Annotated in this window: 18 protein-coding genes; 14 read left to right on the top strand and 4 right to left on the bottom strand. The window is 71.4% G+C overall.

Going from position 1 to position 19,371, the window contains the following annotated elements:
* Positions 1 to 18: 18 nt before the first annotated feature.
* Together ACQPY4_RS27675 and ACQPY4_RS27670 are read left to right on the top strand one after the other, a co-directional pair.
* A complete protein-coding gene (locus ACQPY4_RS27675) occupies positions 19 to 768 on the top strand; it encodes a rhomboid family intramembrane serine protease (RefSeq protein ID WP_433325608.1) in 750 nt (249 codons plus the stop codon).
* A gap of 54 nt (positions 769 to 822) precedes the next feature.
* Positions 823 to 1,110 carry an Lrp/AsnC family transcriptional regulator gene (locus ACQPY4_RS27670; RefSeq protein WP_433325606.1) on the top strand — a complete coding sequence of 96 codons (288 nt, stop codon included), beginning with the start codon at positions 823 to 825 and terminating at the stop codon, positions 1,108 to 1,110.
* Here the strand turns inward: ACQPY4_RS27670 and trpD are convergent.
* Together trpD and ACQPY4_RS27660 are read right to left on the bottom strand one after the other, a co-directional pair.
* Positions 1,107 to 2,159, bottom strand: a complete 1,053-nt coding sequence (gene trpD / locus ACQPY4_RS27665) for an anthranilate phosphoribosyltransferase (RefSeq protein ID WP_433325604.1) — start codon at positions 2,157 to 2,159, stop codon at positions 1,107 to 1,109. The two genes, ACQPY4_RS27670 and trpD, sit on opposite strands and share 4 nt — an antisense overlap.
* A 65-nt stretch (positions 2,160 to 2,224) precedes the next feature.
* The gene (locus tag ACQPY4_RS27660; protein WP_433325602.1) at positions 2,225 to 2,647 is read right to left on the bottom strand and encodes a hypothetical protein; all 423 of its coding nucleotides are present in this window, start codon (positions 2,645 to 2,647) and stop codon (positions 2,225 to 2,227) included.
* Positions 2,648 to 2,974: 327 nt separating this feature from the next.
* On the opposite strand from ACQPY4_RS27660, the gene ctaE reads away from it, so the two are divergent.
* The 5 genes from ctaE (at position 2,975) to ACQPY4_RS27635 (ending at position 8,479) form a co-directional block, all read left to right on the top strand.
* Positions 2,975 to 3,559: an aa3-type cytochrome oxidase subunit III gene (ctaE, locus tag ACQPY4_RS27655; protein ID WP_433325600.1), complete on the top strand. Its 585-nt coding sequence runs from the start codon at positions 2,975 to 2,977 to the stop codon at positions 3,557 to 3,559.
* A 46-nt stretch (positions 3,560 to 3,605) separates the two neighbouring features.
* Entirely contained in the window at positions 3,606 to 4,517 is a 912-nt protein-coding gene (gene qcrC / locus ACQPY4_RS27650; protein ID WP_433325598.1) for a cytochrome bc1 complex diheme cytochrome c subunit, read from the top strand.
* Positions 4,514 to 5,623 (top strand): cytochrome bc1 complex Rieske iron-sulfur subunit, encoded by a 1,110-nt coding sequence (gene qcrA, locus ACQPY4_RS27645; RefSeq protein ID WP_433325596.1) that lies wholly within the window; start codon positions 4,514 to 4,516, stop codon positions 5,621 to 5,623. Before qcrC ends, qcrA begins: the two co-directional genes overlap by 4 nt.
* On the top strand, positions 5,620 to 7,263 hold the full coding sequence (gene qcrB / locus ACQPY4_RS27640) for a cytochrome bc1 complex cytochrome b subunit (protein ID WP_433325594.1): 1,644 nt from the start codon (positions 5,620 to 5,622) through the stop codon (positions 7,261 to 7,263). Before qcrA ends, qcrB begins: the two co-directional genes overlap by 4 nt.
* Positions 7,264 to 7,336: 73 nt before the next feature.
* Entirely contained in the window at positions 7,337 to 8,479 is a 1,143-nt protein-coding gene (locus ACQPY4_RS27635; RefSeq protein ID WP_433325592.1) for a glycosyltransferase family 4 protein, read from the top strand.
* Here ACQPY4_RS27635 and ACQPY4_RS27630 read toward each other — a convergent pair.
* Positions 8,460 to 9,284, bottom strand: a complete 825-nt coding sequence (locus ACQPY4_RS27630; RefSeq protein WP_433325590.1) for a hypothetical protein — start codon at positions 9,282 to 9,284, stop codon at positions 8,460 to 8,462. The two genes, ACQPY4_RS27635 and ACQPY4_RS27630, sit on opposite strands and share 20 nt — an antisense overlap.
* Positions 9,285 to 10,405: 1,121 nt before the next feature.
* Here ACQPY4_RS27630 and ACQPY4_RS27625 point away from each other — a divergent pair.
* The 6 genes from ACQPY4_RS27625 to ACQPY4_RS27600 all read left to right on the top strand — a co-directional run bounded on the left by ACQPY4_RS27625 (position 10,406) and on the right by ACQPY4_RS27600 (position 16,583).
* Positions 10,406 to 11,590 carry a hypothetical protein gene (locus ACQPY4_RS27625; protein ID WP_433325588.1) on the top strand — a complete coding sequence of 395 codons (1,185 nt, stop codon included), beginning with the start codon at positions 10,406 to 10,408 and terminating at the stop codon, positions 11,588 to 11,590.
* A complete protein-coding gene (locus tag ACQPY4_RS27620; protein ID WP_433325586.1) occupies positions 11,571 to 12,299 on the top strand; it encodes a hypothetical protein in 729 nt (242 codons plus the stop codon). The genes ACQPY4_RS27625 and ACQPY4_RS27620 overlap by 20 nt, the downstream gene beginning before the upstream one ends.
* Complete coding sequence (locus ACQPY4_RS27615; RefSeq protein ID WP_433325584.1) at positions 12,296 to 13,798, top strand: ferredoxin; 1,503 nt, start codon at positions 12,296 to 12,298, stop codon at positions 13,796 to 13,798. Before ACQPY4_RS27620 ends, ACQPY4_RS27615 begins: the two co-directional genes overlap by 4 nt.
* A 160-nt stretch (positions 13,799 to 13,958) precedes the next feature.
* Positions 13,959 to 14,588: a DUF4142 domain-containing protein gene (locus ACQPY4_RS27610; RefSeq protein ID WP_433325582.1), complete on the top strand. Its 630-nt coding sequence runs from the start codon at positions 13,959 to 13,961 to the stop codon at positions 14,586 to 14,588.
* A gap of 36 nt (positions 14,589 to 14,624) precedes the next feature.
* Complete coding sequence (locus tag ACQPY4_RS27605) at positions 14,625 to 15,800, top strand: DUF1996 domain-containing protein (protein ID WP_433325580.1); 1,176 nt, start codon at positions 14,625 to 14,627, stop codon at positions 15,798 to 15,800.
* 129 nt (positions 15,801 to 15,929) lie between these two features.
* Positions 15,930 to 16,583 (top strand): SDR family oxidoreductase, encoded by a 654-nt coding sequence (locus tag ACQPY4_RS27600; RefSeq protein WP_433325578.1) that lies wholly within the window; start codon positions 15,930 to 15,932, stop codon positions 16,581 to 16,583.
* 45 nt (positions 16,584 to 16,628) lie between these two features.
* Here ACQPY4_RS27600 and ACQPY4_RS27595 read toward each other — a convergent pair whose 3' ends face one another.
* Positions 16,629 to 18,416 (bottom strand): AMP-dependent synthetase/ligase, encoded by a 1,788-nt coding sequence (locus ACQPY4_RS27595; protein ID WP_433325576.1) that lies wholly within the window; start codon positions 18,414 to 18,416, stop codon positions 16,629 to 16,631.
* Between the two features lie 226 nt (positions 18,417 to 18,642).
* Between ACQPY4_RS27595 and ACQPY4_RS27590 the strand changes: the two genes are divergently transcribed.
* Complete coding sequence (locus ACQPY4_RS27590) at positions 18,643 to 19,341, top strand: copper homeostasis protein CutC (RefSeq protein WP_433325574.1); 699 nt, start codon at positions 18,643 to 18,645, stop codon at positions 19,339 to 19,341.
* The last annotated feature ends 30 nt before the right edge of the window (positions 19,342 to 19,371 follow it).

Below are 19,371 nucleotides of genomic sequence, written 5' to 3'. Positions count from 1 at the left end.
CGAAGGTGACACCCGCGGATGACCCTGCCCCTCTACGACAGCCAGCCGGCGCGGCGGGTGCCGTGGGTGACCTACCTGCTCGTCGCGGCCAACGTCGTGATCTTCCTGATCACTCCGATGGCCAACTTCGCGAGCTGGTACGGCGAGGGTCGCGAGCGCGTCTGCAACACCGTCGAGTTCACCCACGAGTACGGGGCCATCCCCAAGGAGCTCACCACCGGTGAGCAGCAGCCGCTGCCCGACGAGGTGATCTACCGCTGCGGGCCGGACGGTTTCGAGAAGACGCCCTGGATGTCGGCGTTCTCCTCGATGTTCCTGCACGGCAGCCCGCTGCACCTGCTGGGCAACCTGGTCGCCCTGTTCGTCATCGGCAGCGGTGTCGAAGACCGGCTGGGACGCCTGCGCTTCCTGCTGGCCTACCTGTTCTTCGGCCTGGCCGCCGTCTACGGCCAGGCCTACAGCGCCCCGGACGCCACCACTCCCGTCGTCGGCGCCTCGGGAGCGGTCGCGGGCGTCATGGGCGTGTACCTGATCCTCAACCCCCGGGGCCGCATCGTCAGCCTCGTCCCACCGTTCATCGTGGCCCGCCTCCCCGTATGGGTCGTCATGGCCTACTTCTTCATCCTCCAGTGGCTGTCGCTCGGCAACAGCGAGAGCAACGTCGCCTACGAGGCCCACATCGCCGGCTTCGTCGCCGGCCTGCTGTTCGCCCTCGCCGCCCGCCGCGCCGGCCCCGGCCGAGGCATCGCCGCCCTCAGCCGCGGGTAGACACCGGGGCGCGGGTAGAGTTCACGCGGGCGTTCCGCAACCGGGAGGACAGCAGTGGTCACTGCGATCGTGTTCGTCAAGGCCGACGTCGCGCGCATTCCCGAGGTGGCCGAGGCGATCGCCGCCCTTTCCGGCGTCAGCGAGGTCTACTCGGTCACCGGCGAGTACGACCTGATCGCGATGGTCCGCGTGCACCACCACGACGACCTCAACGAGGTGATCCCGGGGAGCCTGAACAAGGTCCCCGGCATCCGCGACACGGCGACCCACATCGCCTTCCAGACCTACTCGCAGCACGACCTCGAGGCCGCGTTCTCGCTCGGCCTCCCCGACGCCGACTAGCCCTTCTTCAGGCTCTGGGTCAGGGTGACCCAGCGCTCCAGCAGCGCGTTCGCGGCGCCGGAGTCGATGGCCTCGGTGGCCCGGGTGTAGGCCGTCCGGAGGGTCTCGGTCAGCTTGTCGGCCGACGGCGCGCCGTCGTAGGCGGCGATCAGCGCGGCGGCGTTCAGCGCGACCATGTCGCGGACGGCGCCCCGCTCGCCCCCGAACAGCGCCCGGGCCACGCCCGCGTTGAAGGCGGCGTCGGCGCCCCGCAGGTCGTCGAGGTCGGCCGGGGGGATGCCCAGGTCGGACGGGTCGAAGGTCGTCTCGGTGGCGGTGCCGCCGGACACGACCCAGACCGTGGACGTCCCGGTGGTGGTGAGCTCGTCCAGGCCGTCGTCGCCGCGGAAGACCAGCGACGAGCAGCCGCGCTCGGCGAAGACGCCCGCCACGATGCCCGCCATACGGGGATGGAAGACGCCCACCGCCTGGGTGCGCGGACGGGCCGGGTTGGTGAGCGGCCCCAGGAAGTTGAACACCGTCGGGGTCCCGAGCTGGCGCCGGGTGTTGGCGGCGTACTTCAGCGCCGGGTGGTAGAGCGGCGCGAAACAGAAGGTGATGCCGATCTCCTCGGCGACCCGCGCGGTCTGCGCGGGCGCCAGGTCGATCGCCACGCCCAGCGCCTCCAGCAGGTCGGCGGCGCCGCACGACGACGAGGCGGCCCGGTTGCCGTGCTTGACGACCTTGACGCCCGCGGCGGCGGCGACCACGGCGGCCATCGTGGAGATGTTGACCGTGTGGGCCCGGTCGCCGCCGGTGCCGACCAGGTCGGCGATGCGGCCCGGGATCTCGATCGGGGTGGCGTTGGCCATCATCCCCTCGGCCAGGCCCGACACCTCGGCGACGGTCTCGCCCTTGGCGCGCATGGCCACGGCGAATCCGGCGATCTGGGCGTCCGTGGCCTCGCCGCTCATGATCTGGTTCATCGCCCAGGCGGTCTGCCCGCTCGTCAGCGACTCGCCGTCGAGCAGGGCGTTGAGCAGCGCGGGCCAGGTGGTGGGCGCGTCCATGGTCTCCCCCAGGGTGAGGTGGGTCCTGGGGGATGCGCGGAGGGCGCACCCCCCGGCGAACAGGCTTACAGGGCCGGAAGGCGGTTGGCGGTGCGCCAGCGCATCAGCTCGGCCACCGCGTTGGCGGCGGCCATCGGGTCGAGGGGGAGGCTGATCACCTTGTCGGCGCGCGACCAGGTGGCCAGCCAGCCGTCGTCGCGGCGGGCGATGATCGCCAGCACCGGCGGGCAGTCGTAGACCTCGTCCTTGGCCTGCCGGCAGACCCCGAGGCCACCGGCCGGACGCGCCTCGGCATCGACGATCATGACGTCGATGTCGCCCTCGTCCAGCCGGGTGACGGCGGCGGGCTGGGTCGCGCACTCGACGTACTCGATCAGCGGAAGGTCGGCGGCGGGCCTGCGCCCGAGCGCGAGCCGGATCTGGGCGCGCGTGCTCGCGTCGTCGCTGTAGACCAGGACCTTCATCGGGCTGTCCGGGGCGGTGCTCATGGCAGAGAAGGTTACCGGGTCAGGCCTCGCGGAGACGAGCCCCGGTACGCGGCGGCGCCGTACCCCTCTGGAACGTGTCCGAAACGTGGCCGGACGCCGCGGGGGGAGCGGCCGATCCGCCCGAAAGCGGTGTCCGCCCTGCGTACGCGGGGGATCGAACGTCCTGACGCCCCCGGATATTCCCTGCCCAAGACACGCTCGGGAACTCCTGAAGGGGGGTCATGCGTCAGTCCTGGTTCGGGTGACGTAATAATGCTGCCCGTGGCAACAGCATCCGCGATAGAGACAACACCTCACGCTCGGGCGAACCGTCCCAACCTCGTCAGCGTGGGGACCATCGTCTGGCTGTCGTCCGAGCTGATGTTCTTCGCGGCGCTGTTCGCGATGTTCTTCACGATCCGCTCAGTGACGATCGGCCAGCACGGTGACGGTTCATGGCCGGGCGCCAAGCTGGACCTCCCGCTCTCCAGCGCCAACACCCTGATCCTGGTCCTGTCCTCCGTGACCTGCCAGATGGGCGTGTTCAAGGCCGAGGCCGGGAAGGTCGGCCGCGACGGCGGCCTGCTGAACTTCAAGCGCTGGGGCCTGCGCGAGTGGTACGTCCTCTCGTTCCTGATGGGCGCCTACTTCGTGGCGGGTCAGGCGTACGAGTACTACCAGCTGGTCACCAAGGACGGGCTGACGCTGTCGTCCTCGGCTTACGGGTCGGTGTTCTACCTGACCACCGGGTTCCACGGCCTGCACGTGACCGGCGGCCTGATCGCCTTCCTGTTCGTCCTGGGCCGCACCTACGCCGCCAAGCGCTGGACGCACGAGCAGGCGACGAGCGCGATCGTCGTCTCCTACTACTGGCACTTCGTCGACGTGGTCTGGATCGGCCTGTTCGCGACCATCTACCTGCTCGACGTCTGACCTCGCTCCACCCCATCCCGACGACATGACCCGAACGGGGAATTCCGTGAAAAGGTTCACCGCATGGCGACGGCGCCCCTGGGCGGGCTACGCCGTCGTGCTGGCGGCCCTGGTGGCCATTGGCGCCATCTACACCGGCTTCACGCCGCAGGCTGAGCGCGCCGAGGCGACCAGCGCGGCCAAGTCCGCCGACGACCTGGCCAACGGCAAGCAGCTCTTCAACAAGAACTGCGGCTCCTGCCACGGTCTCAACGGCGAGGGCTCCAAGGACGCCAAGGGCAAGTCCCTGGCCCCCAGCCTGATCGGCGTGGGCGCCGCGTCCGTCGACTTCCAGGTCAGCACGGGCCGCATGCCCGCGCAGAGCCCGGGCGCCCAGATGCCGCGCAAGGAGCCCATCCCCGAGTTCAACGTCGGGATCAAGACCGACTACCACGAGAAGGAGCGGCGCGAGGAGGCCGAGAAGCAGAAGCGGACGGCCGAGAAGAACCTGGCCGACCTTCGCGCCTACGTCTCCTCCCTGGGTGGCGGGCCCGCCGTCCCCTCCGCCTCGATGGTCGACCCGAGCAAGGGCGACGCCGCCCTCGGCGGCAAGCTCTTCCGCACCAACTGCGCCCAGTGCCACAACTTCACCGGTGCCGGCGGCGCGCTGACCGGCGGCAAGTACGCTCCGCCGCTCGACAAGAGCGACGTCACGCCCACCCAGATCTACGAGGCCATGCTCACCGGCCCGCAGGCGATGCCGATCTTCAACGACACCACGCTCACGGCCTCGGACAAGCAGGCGATCATCGCCTACCTCGTCCAGACGCGTGACGAGCCCAACCCGGGCGGCAACGGTCTGGGCCGCATCGGCCCGGTGTCCGAGGGCCTGGCCGGCTGGCTGATCGGGATCGGGCTGCTCGTGCTCGCCGCAATGTGGATCACCGCGAAGAAGCCGAAGAAGCTGAAGAAGTCATGAGCGACGAGAACAAGGACATCCCCGCCGCGCCGGAGCCGCGCGAGGAGGGCGACGCGCCCGGCCGGGTGATCGGCACGCCGTCGCCGGCGACCGAGCGGTCGCTGCTGGCCAAGGAGGACATCTCCGCGCCCGCGGGTGCGGGCGAGGAGCTGGACGAGGAGGCCGCCAAGCGCGCCGAGCGCGTGGTCGCGGCGTTCTTCCTGCTCGCCTTCGCCGGCAGCGTCGCCTTCATCGCCTACTACATCGGCTGGAGCGGCCGCGACGGCGGCATGCACGGCGTCGAGCGGGCCCGCGAGTCCAACTTCTGGCTCGGCGGCATGATGGCGCTGTCGTTCCTGGCCCTGGCCGTGGGCGTCACCATCTGGGTGCGCCGCCTGATGACCAGCAAGCCGATCGTCCAGGAGCGGCACGAGCTGGCCGCCGACCCCGAGACCCGGGCGGCGTTCAACGAGATCTTCCTGGAGGGCGCGGAGGACAGCGGGATCACCAAGCGCCCGCTGCTGCGCCGGACGCTGCTGCTGGCGGCGGCCCCGCTGGGCCTGGCCCCGCTGGTGCTGCTGCGCGACCTCGGCCCGCTGCCCGAGAAGCGGCTGCGCCACACCTACTGGGCCGAGTCGGTCAAGAAGGCCAAGGAGCAGGGCAAGAAGGGCGTCCGCCTGGTGGTGGACGGCACCAACCGGCCGTTGAAGGTCAGCGACTTCGCCAGCCCCGGCAGCATGATCACCGTGCTGCCCGAGGGCATCGAGGAGAACGCCCACCACGTGCTGAACGAGACGGCCAAGGCGGTGACGATCCTGATCAACGTCCCGGCCGACCAGTTCAAGCCGGCCAAGGGACGTGAGAACTGGCACGTCAACGGGATCGTGGCCTACTCCAAGATCTGCACGCACGTCGGCTGCCCCGCGGCGCTCTACGAGCAGACCACGCACCACATCCTGTGCCCGTGCCACCAGTCGACCTTCGACGCGACCGACGCGGCCAAGGTCATCTTCGGACCGGCGGCCCGGCCGCTGCCGCAGTTGCCGCTCGCCGTGGAAGACGGCTACCTCGTAGCCACCGACGACTTCCCCGAGCCGATCGGCCCGAGCTTCTGGGAGCGCGGATGAGTGAAGCGACGGCTCCGAAGGCCGTCGAGGGAAGCCTGAACTTCCTCGACGACCGGCTGGGCTCCACCACCTTCTTCAAGCGCAACGCCAAGAAGGTGTTCCCCGACCACTGGTCGTTCATGCTGGGCGAGATCGCGCTGTACTCGTTCATCATCCTGCTGCTGACCGGCACGTTCCTGACGCTCTGGTTCCAGCCGAGCATGCACGAGGTCGTCTACGACGGCTCGTACACCAAGCTGCAGGGTGTGAAGATGTCCGAGGCGTACGCCTCGACGCTGCACATCAGCTTCGACGTGCGCGGCGGCCTGCTCATGCGGCAGATCCACCACTGGGCCGCCATCCTGTTCATGGCGTCGATCATGGTGCACATGCTGCGGGTGTTCTTCACCGGCGCCTACCGCAAGCCGCGCGAGCTGAACTGGCTGATCGGCATCGGCATGTTCACGCTGGGCATGATCGAGGGCCTGTTCGGCTACTCGCTGCCCGACGACCTGCTGTCGGGCACCGGCCTGCGGATCACCCAGGGCGTGGCCGAGTCGATCCCGGTGGTCGGAACCTACATCTACATGTTCCTGTTCGGGGGCGAGTTCCCCGAGGGCAACAACGGCGACATCATCCCGCGCCTGTTCACCCTGCACGTCCTGCTGATCCCGGGCATCATCCTGGGCATGGTGACGGCGCACATGATGATCATGTGGCACCAGAAGCACACCTCGATGCCGGTCAAGCACCAGACCGAGGAGCAGGTCTACGGCTACCCCTTCTACCCGGTCTTCATGGCCAAGACGGGCGCCTACTTCCTGTTCACCTTCGGCGTCTGCGCGCTGCTGGGAGCCTTCGCCCAGATCAACCCGATCTGGCTGTTCGGCCCCTATGACCCGGGTGCCATCTCGTCGGGCTCCCAGCCCGACTTCTACATGGGCATCCTCGAGGGCGCGCTGCGGATCATGCCCAACTGGGAGATCTCGGCCTGGGGCCACACGCTCAGCCTGAACGTGCTGATCCCCGCGCTGGTGCCGCTGGGCATCATCTTCACCGGCGCGGCCGTCTTCCCGTGGGTCGAACGGTGGGTCACCGGCGACCACCGCTCGCACCACGTCAACGACCGTCCGCGCAACGCCCCGGTCCGCACCGCCATCGGCATGGCGGCGGTGGCCTTCTACGGGCTGCTGTGGGTCGCGGGCGCCAACGACGTGGTCGCCGACAAGTTCCATGTCTCGCTGTTCGCCACGACCTGGTTCTTCCGCGTCGCGGTGTTCGTCGGGCCGGTGCTGGCCTACATCATCACCAAGCGGATCTGCCTGGGCCTCCAGCGCAAGGACGCGGCGGTGGTGAGCCACGGCGTGGAGAGCGGCATCATCATGATGTCGCCCGACGGCAAGTTCAGCGAGCGGCACGAGCCCGTCCGCGAGGTGGAGAAGGCCGTCCTGCTCTCCAAGGAGAACTACAAGGGCGAGACGCCGTCGACCGACGCCAACGGCATTCCGGCGCCCGGCGCCAAGGGCCCGCTGGGCCACCTGCGCTCCCGGCTCCAGCGCGCCTGGACGTTCGACGACATCCCCGTCGAGGAGCACGAGCACGGGAACGGCGACGACCACGCGATCGAGGGCGGCAAGGAGCACACCGAGATCCGCCACTGAACCGTAGAGATCGACGAGAAGGGGCCCGCCCGAGGCGGGCCCCTTCTCGCATGTCCGTAGCCTGGGGGATGACATGACCAAGACTCTCGTCGTGACCAACGACTTCCCGCCGAGGCCGGGCGGGATCCAGGCGTTCGTGCACAACCTCGCGCTCCGCCGTCCCCCGGGTTCGGTCGTGGTGTACGCGCCGTCCTGGAAGGGCGCGGCGGCGTTCGACGCCGGGCAGCCGTTCCCCGTAGTGCGGCACCGCGCCTCGCTGATGCTGCCCGAGCCGTCCGTCCTGCGCCGCGCGGGGGAGATCCTGCGCTCCGAGGGGTGCGACTCCGTCCTGTTCGGGGCGTCGGCCCCGCTCGGGCTGCTGGCGCCCGCGCTGCGGGAACGCGGCGCCGCCCGGATCGTCGGCATCACCCACGGCCACGAGGCGGGCTGGGCCTCGCTCCCGGTGGCACGGACCCTGCTGCGCCGGATCGGCGACGGCACCGACGTCCTGACCTATCTGGGGGAGTACACCCGCTCCCGTATGGCCACGGCTCTCTCCCCGGAGGCCACCGCCCGTATGGCGAGGCTGGCTCCCGGCGTGGACGAGACCGTGTTCCGTCCGGGCGCTGGGGGAGCGGAGGTGCGCCTGCGTTACGGGCTGTCGGACCGTCCCGTGGCCATCTGCGTCTCCCGCCTGGTGCCCCGCAAGGGCCAGGACGCCCTGATCCACGCCTGGCCCCGCGTCCTGAAGGAGGCCCCCGACGCGGCCCTCCTCCTGGTGGGCGGCGGCCCCTACCGGACCGCCCTGGAGAAGACCGCCGCCGATCTGGGGGTGGAGAACTCCGTCATCTTCACCGGCAGCGTCCCGTGGGAGGAACTGCCCGCCCACTACGACGCGGGCGACGTCTTCGCGATGCCCTGCCGCACCCGCCGCCGCGGCCTGGACGTCGAAGGGCTGGGCATCGTCTACCTGGAAGCGTCCGCCACGGGCCTGCCGGTCATCGCGGGAGACTCCGGCGGCGCCCCGGACGCCGTGCTGGCGGGAAAGACCGGCCTCGTCGTGGACGGCCGCTCCGTGGCGTCGGTCGCCCGGGCCCTCGTCGACCTCCTGACCGACCCGTCCGAGGCGCGTGATCTGGGTGCCCAGGGCCGCGCCTGGATCGAGGACGAATGGCGCTGGGAGATCCAGGCGTCCCGGCTGGACGCCCTGCTCGCACCTAACGCGCCGCCGAAGTGAGCGCCGCGGCGGTGACGTGCAACGGGGCCGCCCCCTTCGACGTCGTCCGGACCGTCCTGGCCCCGTCGTTGGTGTAGCGGAACCGCCAGCGCCCGTCGCCCGCCAGATGGTGCAAGTTGTAGTGGGTGATGCGCTGCTTGGGCAGATACGCCACCTTGTGCCGGGCCCTGCCGCCCAGCGCCGACCTGATCCCGACCCGCCGATCGTCGTGCGCGCCGACGAGGGTCCAATCGGTGCCGCCCCGTCCCTGCGGGTTCTGGTGGGCGGCGAGCCACCGGAGGAATCCGCTCCCGGCTCGCAGGTCTCGGCACTGCACTCGCTCGGACGAGCACGTGACGCCCCCGAAGGGCGTCCCGAGCGTCACGACATCACGAACCTTCAGAAACGGCGGCCAAGCGCCGCCCCCGTATTCCCGCACCCCCGCCACGGCCGCCGCCGCGACCAGCCCGCCCATCGAGTGCCCCACGACGTCCACCGCCCGCCCGTACCGCGAGTGGCGCAGATAGACGTCCCAGGCCAGCCGCCGCCCCAGCTCCACGATGCCCGTGTCGAGCGTCCCGTCCACCCGATAAGTACAGCGAGTGTCCCCCCGGTAATAACCCCAGGTGACCAGGGCCCCGCTCAACCCCCGAGCCCGGACGACCCGCTTGGCGTCCTTCCACGTGGCCTCGCAGTCCGCGCTCTCGTCCCACTGGACGCCGTGCACAAAGTAGACCGCCTCACCCCGTCCCGCGGCCTCCGCCGCCGGAACCCCGGCCCCGACCCCGACCCCAAAAACGCCCAGTGAAACCAGACTCCGAAGCACACCCCGAGCCTAGAGAGCCTCTCTCCTGGCCCTCATGACTTACGGTAACGATTCCATCGCACCCGAGCGCGGACGGTATGGGTCCGGGCCCCAGGAGAGCGTCCCGCCTCCGCGCCGAGGGCGGGACGCTCACCTCGGACTCGGTGGCCGATGGGCGGGATTTGCTGAATACGAGGTCGCGCCGGTGTTCCCGGAGACCAGTTCCACGCCGGTGCCCGTCGATCCGGTGGCCGCCGGTCCCGCGCCCTGAATGGGGGAGATTCCGGAGGCGGGCGCGCCGTTGCGGACGGGCGGCGCCGGATCGGTGCGTGCGTGGACGGGAAGACCGGGCGCGACCCCGGCCCGCGGGGGCGACGCGGCGGAGGAGGAGTGGGCTTCCCCGTGAAGAGTGACGTTCACCGAGGCACCCCCTCCGTGTGTCGCGGCCGATGGCACCCCTGACGTTAGGGCGTCCCGGGGACCGCAGGGTGCCCGTTATGCCTGGCTTAAGGGGTCCCTGAGATCGCGCTAAGTCGGGCACTTCGGCAATGGCGAGTTCTGGTGATCATGAACCTTCACGAGGGCGTGTGCGTATTGGCCTCGGGCCGGGCCGCGTTTCGCCATTGGTGACCGAAATCCGGGGTTCGAATGGGATTCTTCTGCAATTTTCGTCATCGGCTTGTAGTAATCCCGGTGACGGGGCGTATGCTCCGGGGTTGTCGGATCGCCTCGCGAGGGGCTTTCCGTGAACATCGCGAGGGGCAGAGCGGGCTCCGGGCGGTGTTCCACTGTCTCAGTCCGGTCCCCGGTCGGGGTTCCGTGCGGCCTTGGCGGCACGGACCACGGCCCGTTTCGCCGAGTGCTCCGTCTCCTCAACAGGAGAGGGCATGGCGCGACACGACAACAAGCACGCGTCCCGACGATCGGCGCGCGCTTCTTCGTGGGCGAATCCGCCCGCACGCCCGCGGCAGGGAAGGCGACGCCGGGGACGGCGACAGCCCGCGCCGCCGGTCCGGACGCCCGATGAACGTCTTCACGGGCGCCAGCCGCCGCGGCTCTCGCCACCCGCGCGGCTCCCCAAGCGCAGGCGGCACCGGTCCAGGTCGCGTGGGTCCACCGATCGGCTGAGCACCGGCGCGCTGGTGTTCTCGATGGTCGTGGGGCTCTCGCTGCTGGCGGTGGTGGAGCGTGCGCTCCTTGAGGGCACACCGGTGGGCACTCCGGGGCCCGCCGGGAACGACCTGGTGCTCCAGACGCCGACGTCGCCGGTGAGCAGGCCGAGACCCCGGCCCTCCACCCGGCCCGGGCAGTCGCGGCCTCCGGTTCCCTCGACGTCCACGCCTCCCGACGCGCAGGCGCTGACGTCGCAGATCCGGCGAATCACCCTGGAGCAGCGCGGGACCGTCGCGCGGCGGGTCTACGGCGCGGCTCCCGAGCGCGCGCCGCTGGTGCGGACCGACCGGTTCAGCCCCGACCGCCTCTGGGCCTTCGGGACGACCGCGATCCCCGTCCCGCAGAGCAGCCCGGCGCCGCCCGAGCTCGCGTTCTTCGCCGCGCGCTGGACGGAGGGACGCTGGACGGCCGCGCTCTCGGGCACCGCGGTCTTCGCCAACCTGCTCTCGCGGATGCCGGTCTCGATGATGTCGCCGTCGGAGTCGGCGGCGCTGGCGCGCTACAACTTCGCCACCGCCTCCCAGGCCGCGGCGAACGCGGCGCGCGGCACCGATCGGCTCATGCTGCCCTGGAGCCCGGGCACCGACTGGACGATGGGCAGCGCCGCCCCCAGCGGCGAGGGCCGTCCCCTCGGCGCGCTGGCCTTCTGGGGCGGCGACGGGGAGGTCCAGTCGGCCGGGGACGGACGCCTGTACCGGTTCTGCGGCGACGGCGCCGGACGGGCACTGGTCATGATCGTGCATCGCAGCGGTGTCTCGAGCCTCTACTACCGGATGCGCGGCGTCACCCAGCTGCGAAGCGGCAGCGTCGTCCGGCGGGGCGAGCCGCTCGGACGGACCGGCGCCGAACGTCCCTGCGGCGGCGCTCCCGCGCCACGCGCTCTCGTGCAGTTCTCGCTGCGTCGGGGGGCCGCGGAGGTCTCCATGAACGGCGCCGGCATCGGCGGCTGGAGATTCGGCGAGCGGGCGGATCCCGCGATCGGATACGCCGAGCGAGGCGACACGCGGGTGCTCCTGGGGGCCCCGCTGGCCAATCTCGGCTCGGCCCTTCCACCGCTGCCCGGGCAGCGGCGTCCCGTCGCCCCGGGGCCGAACGAGAAGCCGAAGGACGCCACCAACGACAACAGGAGCCCTCGTGCGAACGACCAGCAGTGACGAACCCGCCGTGCCGGTCTGGGCGCTGCGCGCCGTGGTGGCGGCCGCGATCCTGGTGATCGTGGGCGCCGCGACGCCGGCCGGTGCGGCGATGACCGGCGACGTGCAGCGCTTCCTCTCGTACTACGCGGGCGTCTTCGCCCTGCTCGCGATGACGGCGGCGGTGGTCAGCGGGCTGCTGGCCACCGAGCGCCTCATCCTGCGGATCCGGCACCGGGTGCTGGCGCAGGGCGTCCACCGGGCCGCGTCCGTTCTGGCGGTGTCGACCTTGATCGCGCACGTCCTGGTGAAGGTGCTGGGCGGGCTGGCCGTCCCGTCGCAGATCGTGGTGCCCGGCACCGGTCCGGTAGGGCTCGGCGCGCTGGCGCTCGACCTGATGATCCTCGTCGTGGCGACCGGGATGCTGCGGGCCAGGTTCGCGTTCGGCGGCAACCCGTGGGTCTGGCGGACGACGCACGCCCTGGCCTACCTCTCGTGGCCGATGGCGATCATGCACGGTCTCACCGCCGGACGTCCCGCCCCGGCGTGGGTGACGCTCAGCTACGTGCTCTGCGGCGGCGCGGTCGCGCTCGCCCTGCTCACCCGTCTCGTCGTCGTGGCCCGTCCCCGGGACGTGCGGCGCGCCGACGAGATCATCCAGGGCCCCGGCGCCGACCGGCGCGCGCCGTCCGAGGCGCCGGGCGTCCGCGACCGGGAGATGACGCGATGAGCCCCACCGTCATGGTCACCGGGATCGGCGGCCCCCGCCTCACGCTGGGCTTCGACCGATTCGACCGGCTCGACCTCGACCGGCATCTGGCGGTCCACGGAAAGCTGGAGACGCCCGCCCTGGACGACCTCGTCACGATGGCCGAACAGGTCGACCTGCGCGGACGCGGCGGCGCCGGGTTCCCCTTCGCCCGCAAGCTCATGGCCGTCGCCGCGCAGATCACCCGCTCGACCACGCTGCTCCCCGGCGAGAAGGCCGGCGCGCGCCGTCCGGCCGAGGACGCCGTGGTGGTCGTCAACGGCGCCGAGGGCGAGCCGGGCAGCCGCAAGGACAAGGTGCTGCTGAGCCGGGCCCCGCACCTGGTCCTGGACGGGGCGGCGATCGCCGCGTCCGCCCTGGGCACCCAGCGGATCGTGGTGGCCGTCGAGGACGACGAGTCGGCCCGCTCGATCCGCGCCGCGATCGCCGAGCGGAGGATGCCCGCGCGGGTCGTCCGGCTGGTCGACCGCTTCATCTCCGGGCAGGCCGGGGCCGTGGTCCGCGCGGTCAACGGCGAGACCCCGATCCCGCCCGGGCGCAAGGTCCGCGTCGCGGAGTCCGGCGTCGACGGGTGCCCCACCCTGCTGTCCAACACCGAGACGTTCGCGCAGCTGGCGGTGCTGACCTCGCTCGGCGCCGACCTCTACGCGTCCGCGGGCACCCAGGACGAGCCCGGCACGACGCTGCTCACGGTCGGCGGCACCAAGGTCGTCGAGGTTCCGTTCGGGACGTCGCTGCGCACCGTCCTGGACCACTGCGAGGTCTCGGCCGCCCAGGGCGTGCTCGTCGGCGGCTACCACGGGATGTGGCTGAGCCCGCTGGACGCGGCGCGCGCCGTCCTGTCGCGCCGGGGCATGCGCGCGGTCGGCGGGACGGTCGGCGCGGGCATCGTCCTGCCGCTCACCGAGGGCACCTGCCCGCTGGGGGAGACGACCCGGATCGCGTCCTACCTCGCCGCGCAGTCCGCCGGGCAGTGCGGCCCCTGCCGGCTCGGGCTGCCCGACGTGGTCCGCGCGCTCAACGCGCTGGCGGACGGCTCCGGCGGCCTGGACGACGTGCGCCGCGCCGCCGGCATCGGACGCGGCCGCGGCGCCTGCAGCCATCCCGACGGGACGGCCAGGTTCGTGCTGTCGGCGCTGGAGGCGTTCGCCGCCGACATCGAGCTGCACCGGATCGGCGGCGGCTGCGGACAGCCGGTGTTCGGCGTGCTGCCGCTGCCCGTCCCGACCGGCGACGAGGGCCAGGTGGCCATCGACTGGAGCCGCTGCGACGGGCACGGCCTGTGCGCCTACCTCGTGCCCGAGCTGATCCAGCTCGACCGGTACGGGTTCCCCGTCGTGCTGGGCACCGACATCCCGCCCTGGATGGAGCGCGACGTCCAGCGGGCGGTGGCGATGTGCCCGGCCCTGGCGCTGCGCGTCATCACCGGCGTCCCGAGGAGCCCCGCCCGCCGCCCCTGAAAAAGGAAATCGCCTTCAGGTGCGCCGGAAAGCCGGTGGCCGGGTGAATGCATGCCATTTTTCGAAGGCGCGGAGAAGAAAATTCGCGGCCATTGTCTGAACCGTCGGCCCGCGGGTTGCGTATTACCTGCCGACAGTCGCGGAAAGGAGGAAGGGTCCCTTGAGGAAGTCGTACGGCACCGCGACGGCGCGGAGGTTGCCGAGACCGGGACGCGGACAGCTGTTCACGCTCATGGCGGCCGCCGTCGCGGTCGCGGCGGCGCTTCTCGTCGTCCTCAGCCCGCCGGGCGTCCCGGCCGACGGCGAGACCCGGGGCGGCGTGACCGAGACCCGGTTCGGGCCGCTCTCGGCCGACGACCGGGACCTGGTCAGCAAGGTCAGGCAGGCCGGGCTCTGGGAGACCCCCGCGGGCCAGCAGGCCCAGCAGCGGGCGTCCAGCCCGAGGGTCAAGGAGATCGCGGACATGATCGCCGAGCAGCACATGCAGCTCGACGAGGACGTCCGGGGCACCGCCCAGCGGCTGGGCGTGATCCTGCCGTCGGAGCCCAATGCCAGCCAGAAGGGCTGGCTCGCCGAGATGTCGGGCGAGTTCGGCGCCGACTTCGACCGGACGTTCGTCCTGCGCCTGCGCTCCGCGCACGGCAAGGTCTTCGCCCTCATCGCCAAGGTCAGGGCCCAAACTCAGAACGCCGAGGTCCGGGCCTTCGCCGAACGCTGCCTGAAATACGTGAACACGCATATGACACTCCTGGAAAGCACCGGGCTCGTCACCGAACCGGCCCTTTCCTGACGGGTCTTTCCACCCCCGCCTACCAGGGAGAACTCCATGGGAAGAAAGAAAGGCATGGCCGCCGTCCTCTCGGCGCTGGCGCTGGTCGCGGCGGCGACCGAGGCCCCCGCGGGCGCGGCGGTCACCTACACGCTGAACGCCGCCCCCGACCCCGACGACGGCCGCGACAACGACCAGAACAACGACAACGACCAGAACAACCAAGGCGACGACAACGACCAGAACAACAACGGCCAGGACGGCCAGAACAACAATCAGGACGGTCAGAACGACAACCAGAACGACAACGGCGACAACGACCAGAACAACGAGGAGCAGCAGGACCAGAACGCGGTCAAGGAAGGGCCGGACGCGAACGACTTCGTCCCGATCCAGCAGGGCCAGCGCAAGAACCAGAACCGGGTGCGACGGCAGGGCTCGCGGGGCTCGTTCACCTCGCAGTGCGGGACGAACGAGAACCAGCACGCGAACCCGGACAACTTCATCGTGGCGCCCGGCGTCCAGAACGGCGCCCACCACATCCACGACTATGTCGGCAACTTGTCGACCGACGGCTTCTCGACCGACGAGAGCCTGGCCGCCGCCGGGACCACCTGCGCCAACGGCGACAAGTCCACCTACTTCTGGCCGGTGATGCGGATCAGGAACCAGCAGGACGACTCCGACCAGGCCGAGCAGAGCGAGGCCGACGGCAACGTGGGGCGCATCGTCCAGCCGTCATCGGCCGGCATGAACTTCCTGGGCAACCCGCGCAGCAAGGTCGTGGCGATGCCCACGTTCCTGCGGGCCATCACCGGGGACGCCAAGGCCGGGACGAACGGCGACGCCAACGCCCGTGCGCAGTGGTCCTGCACCGGCCAGAACCGCGTCCTGACCGAGGACTACCCCCTGTGCCCCCGGGGGAGCCGGGTGCAGCGGATCCTGGAGTTCCCGAGCTGCTGGGACGGCCAGAACACCGACAGCGCCAACCACCGCGACCACATCCGCTTCCCCGACCGCAACGGCCAGTGCCCTCAGGGCACTCGGGCGGTGCCGAAGTTGCAGATGTCGCTGACCTACGACCTGCCCGCGCAGCCGCTGGCCTTCGCCGTGGACAGCTTCCCCGAGCAGGGGCACGACCCGGTCACCGACCACGCCGACTTCGAGAACCTCATGCCGCGGAACCTGATGCGCCAGGCCGTCAACTGCATCAACTCCGGCCGTCGCTGCTGACCCGTCCGATCCGAGCGCGGCCCGTCCCGAACCCACCAAGGGACGGGCCGTCCCGACGTTGGCCGGAAATCGGCTGGGGGTTACCGAGCGCAGGGGGTTCGTGGACGGGGGGCTGCCTAGGATCGGGGGATGAATGTTGTGATCGCTGGGGGCCACGGGCAGATCGCTCTGCGGTTGGCGCGGGTGCTGGCCGCGCGGGGGGACACCGTGCTGAGCCTGATCAGGAATCCGGACCACGGGGACGACGTCCGGGGCTCGGGGGCGGGCCCGGTCGTGTGCGACCTGGAGCGGGCGTCCGTCGACGAGCTGGCCGACCATCTGACCGGGGCGGACGCCGTGGTGTTCGCGGCGGGGGCCGGGCCGGGGAGCGGGAAGGCGCGCAAGGACACCGTCGACCGGGCGGCGTCGGTGCTGCTGGCCGAGGCGGCCGAGCGGGCGGGGGTCCCGCGCTTCGTGCAGATCTCCGCGATGGGCGCCGACAGCGACCCGTCCCCGGGGCTTGAGGAGGTCTGGGGCGCGTACCTCAAGGCCAAGGGCGAGGCGGAGGACGACCTGCGGGCCCGCGCGCTCGACTGGGTGATCCTGCGTCCCGGCAGGCTGACCGACGACGCGGGGACGGGCATGGTCAGGCTGGGGGAGCCAATGCTCGGGCGCGGCGAGGTGACGCGGGACGACACCGCCCTGGTCGTGGCGGGGCTGCTGGCCGCGCCCGGCGTCACCCGCCGGACGCTCGAACTCCTGAACGGGGACGTACCCGTCTCCGAGGCCGTCGCGGCGCTGTGACCTCGGGGTGGTGGGCCGGGTCCGGTGGCCCACCACCCGGGGGCGTCAGGTGTAGAGGGCGTCGATCTCGGGCGCGAAGTCCTTGATGACGGCGTGGCGGCGGACCTTGAGGCTCGGGGTCATGTGCCCGGCCTCCTCGGTGAAGTCGACGCCGAGGATCTCGTACTTCTTGATCGCCTCGGCGTGCGAGACCGACTTGTTGGCCTCGGACACGGCGGCCTCGATCTCGGCGACGAGGTCGGCGTCGCGGCGCAGCTCGTCCAGGCTCATCGAGGCGGGCTTGCCCTGCTGCTCCTTCCAGGGGCCCAGGGCCTCCTCGTCCAGCGTGATCAGCGCGCTGATGAACTTCCGGCCGTCGCCGACCACCAGGCACTGGCTGATCAGCGGGTGGGCGCGCAGCCGGTCCTCCAGCGGCGCGGGGGCCACGTTCTTGCCCGCCGCCGTCACCAGGATCTCCTTCTTGCGCCCGGTGATCGACAGGTAGCCGTCGGCGTCGAGCGAGCCGAGGTCGCCGGTGTGGAACCAGCCGTCCTCCAGGGCCTCCTGGGTGGCGGCCTCGTTGTTCCAGTAGCCCGACAGGACGTTCACGCCCTTGACCAGGATCTCGCCGTCCTCGGCGATCCGGACCGTGACACCCGGGATCGGACGCCCCACGGTGCCGATCTTGATGGCGGTGGGGCGGTTGACGGTGGCGGGCGCGGTGGTCTCGGTGAGGCCGTAGCCCTCCAGGATGATGATGCCCACGCCCCGGAAGAAGTGGCCGAGCCGCTCGCCGAGCGCGGCGCCGCCGGACACGGCGTACTCGACCCTGCCCCCGACGGCCGCGCGGAGCTTACCGTAGACCAGGACGTCGAAGACCTTGTGCTTGAGCTTGAGGCCGATGCCGGGCCCGCCGTCGTCCAGGGCGCGGCTGTAGGCGATGGCGGTGTCGGCGGCGGCGTGGAAGATCTTGCCCTTGCCCGCGGCTGCGGCCTTCTGCTCGGCGCCGTTGTAGACCTTCTCGAACACGCGCGGGACGGCGAGCAGGAACGTCGGCTGGAAGGAGGCCAGGTCGGGCAGCAGGTTCGGGATGTCGCTGTGGCCGAGCTCGATGCCGCCCTCGACGCAGGCGACCTGGATCAGCCGGGCGAAGACGTGCGCCAGCGGCAGGAACAGCAGCGTGGAGCTGCCGTCGACGGTGACCTCGGAGATCGCGCCCTGGATGGCGTTGCGCGAGGTCGACACCAGGTTGAAGTGGGTCAGCTCGCAGCCCTTGGGACGGCCCGTGGTGCCCGAGGTGTAGATCAGCGTGGCGGTGTCGCCGCCCGAGCGGGAGCGCCGCCGCTCCTCCAGCGCCTCGTCGGAGACCTTCTCGCCCTGGGCGGTGACGGTGGCCAGGTCGCCCCGGTCGATGCCCCAGACGAGCGGCGGGACGGGGAGGGCGCCGCTGACCTCGGCGACGGTCGCCAGATGGGCGTCGGTCTCGGCGAAGACGCCCTTGGCGGCCGAGTCGCCCAGAATCCACTCGATCTGCTGCGCGGACGACGTCTCGTAGATCGGGACGGCGACCGCCCCCGCGGCCCAGACCGCGTAGTCGAGAACGGTCCATTCGTAGCGCGTGCGCGACATGATCGCGACCCGGTCTCCGGGCTCGATGCCCGCCGCGACCAGGCCCTTGGCCACCCCGGAGACCTCGGCGACGAACTCGCTCGCGGTCACCGCGCTCCAGGCCTCGCCGCTCTTTCGCCGCAGCACGATCGTGCCCGGCGATTCGGTGGCCCGGGTGAAGGGCGCATCGGTCAGATTGGTGGAGTCGGGCACCTCCACCATCGCGGGGACGCTGATCTCACGCACGGCCCACTCCTCGGTTCCGGCTGCATACGGCGGGGACGACGGTACAGCTTTCCTTCCGCTGAAGGATACCCATGAGTAGCAAACGTTGCCCGAGGGCATTGACAGGAGGGCCCCGGTTAACGTCCGCGCAAAATCCGGCGACACCGCCGTGGCGCCCGCGTCCGGCTCGCCTAGCCTTGACCAGGACCGACGTGCGACTGGGTGACGGGTGAGGGCGGGGACGGCCATGGCGTTGCTCGAAGTGATCGCTCTGGACGCCGACGACGCCCGCGCGGCCGAGGACGGCGGCGCCGACCGGGTCGAGATCGTGGCCGACATGGCCGCCGACGGCCTGACCCCCGACCCCGACGCGGTCGCGGAGATCCGCAAGGCCGCCGACCTGCCGATGCGGGTGATGCTGCGGGCCAACGCCGGGTTCCGGACCACCGCGCCCGAGCTCGACCGGCTGCGCCGCGCGGCCGAGAACCTGCGCGAGGCGGGCGCGGACGGCTTCGTCCTGGGATTTCTCGACGACGCGGGCGCGGTCGACGTGGCCGCGGTGAGCAAGCTGGCGGCCGTCGCGGCGCCCCTCCCGTGGACGTTCCACCGGGCGCTCGACCACTCCGCCGACCCCGAGCGGGCCTGGCGGACGGTGCGCGATCTCGGCGGCGGGCTCGACACCGTCCTGACCGCCGGGTCGCCGCGCGGGGTGGACGCCGGGGTCGGCGTCCTGGTCCGCCGGGCGGCGGGGCGTCCGGAGTCGGCCGGGCTGATCATGGCCGGAGGCGGCCTTCGCCGCAAGCACGTGGCGGTGCTGGCGGCCTCGGGCGTCGGGGCCTTCCACGTGGGGACGGCCGTCCGGCCCGACGGGGGCTGGGACTCCCCGGTAGACGCCAGGCTCGTCGGCGAATGGCGCACCCTCGTGGACGCCGCCGCCCCCGGGTGAGGCCCCTTGGGGACAACGGCCCCAGCACCA

The organism is Spirillospora sp. CA-294931, assembly GCF_050946795.1.
Lineage (GTDB): Bacteria > Actinomycetota > Actinomycetes > Streptosporangiales > Streptosporangiaceae > Spirillospora.
The sequence above is the reverse complement of the archived record's forward strand: the minus strand, read 5'-3'. Positions and strand labels throughout refer to the sequence as shown.

Coding starts and splice junctions, on each gene's coding strand:
- ACQPY4_RS27590 (WP_433325574.1), top strand. CDS start 18,643: ATGGCGTTGCTCGAAGTGATCGCTCTGGACGCCGACGACGCCCGCGCG.
- qcrA (WP_433325596.1), top strand. CDS start 4,514: ATGAGCGACGAGAACAAGGACATCCCCGCCGCGCCGGAGCCGCGCGAG.
- ACQPY4_RS27660 (WP_433325602.1), bottom strand. CDS start 2,647: ATGAGCACCGCCCCGGACAGCCCGATGAAGGTCCTGGTCTACAGCGAC.
- trpD (WP_433325604.1), bottom strand. CDS start 2,159: ATGGACGCGCCCACCACCTGGCCCGCGCTGCTCAACGCCCTGCTCGAC.
- ACQPY4_RS27635 (WP_433325592.1), top strand. CDS start 7,337: ATGACCAAGACTCTCGTCGTGACCAACGACTTCCCGCCGAGGCCGGGC.
- qcrB (WP_433325594.1), top strand. CDS start 5,620: ATGAGTGAAGCGACGGCTCCGAAGGCCGTCGAGGGAAGCCTGAACTTC.
- ACQPY4_RS27600 (WP_433325578.1), top strand. CDS start 15,930: ATGAATGTTGTGATCGCTGGGGGCCACGGGCAGATCGCTCTGCGGTTG.
- ACQPY4_RS27605 (WP_433325580.1), top strand. CDS start 14,625: ATGGGAAGAAAGAAAGGCATGGCCGCCGTCCTCTCGGCGCTGGCGCTG.
- ACQPY4_RS27675 (WP_433325608.1), top strand. CDS start 19: ATGACCCTGCCCCTCTACGACAGCCAGCCGGCGCGGCGGGTGCCGTGG.
- ACQPY4_RS27615 (WP_433325584.1), top strand. CDS start 12,296: ATGAGCCCCACCGTCATGGTCACCGGGATCGGCGGCCCCCGCCTCACG.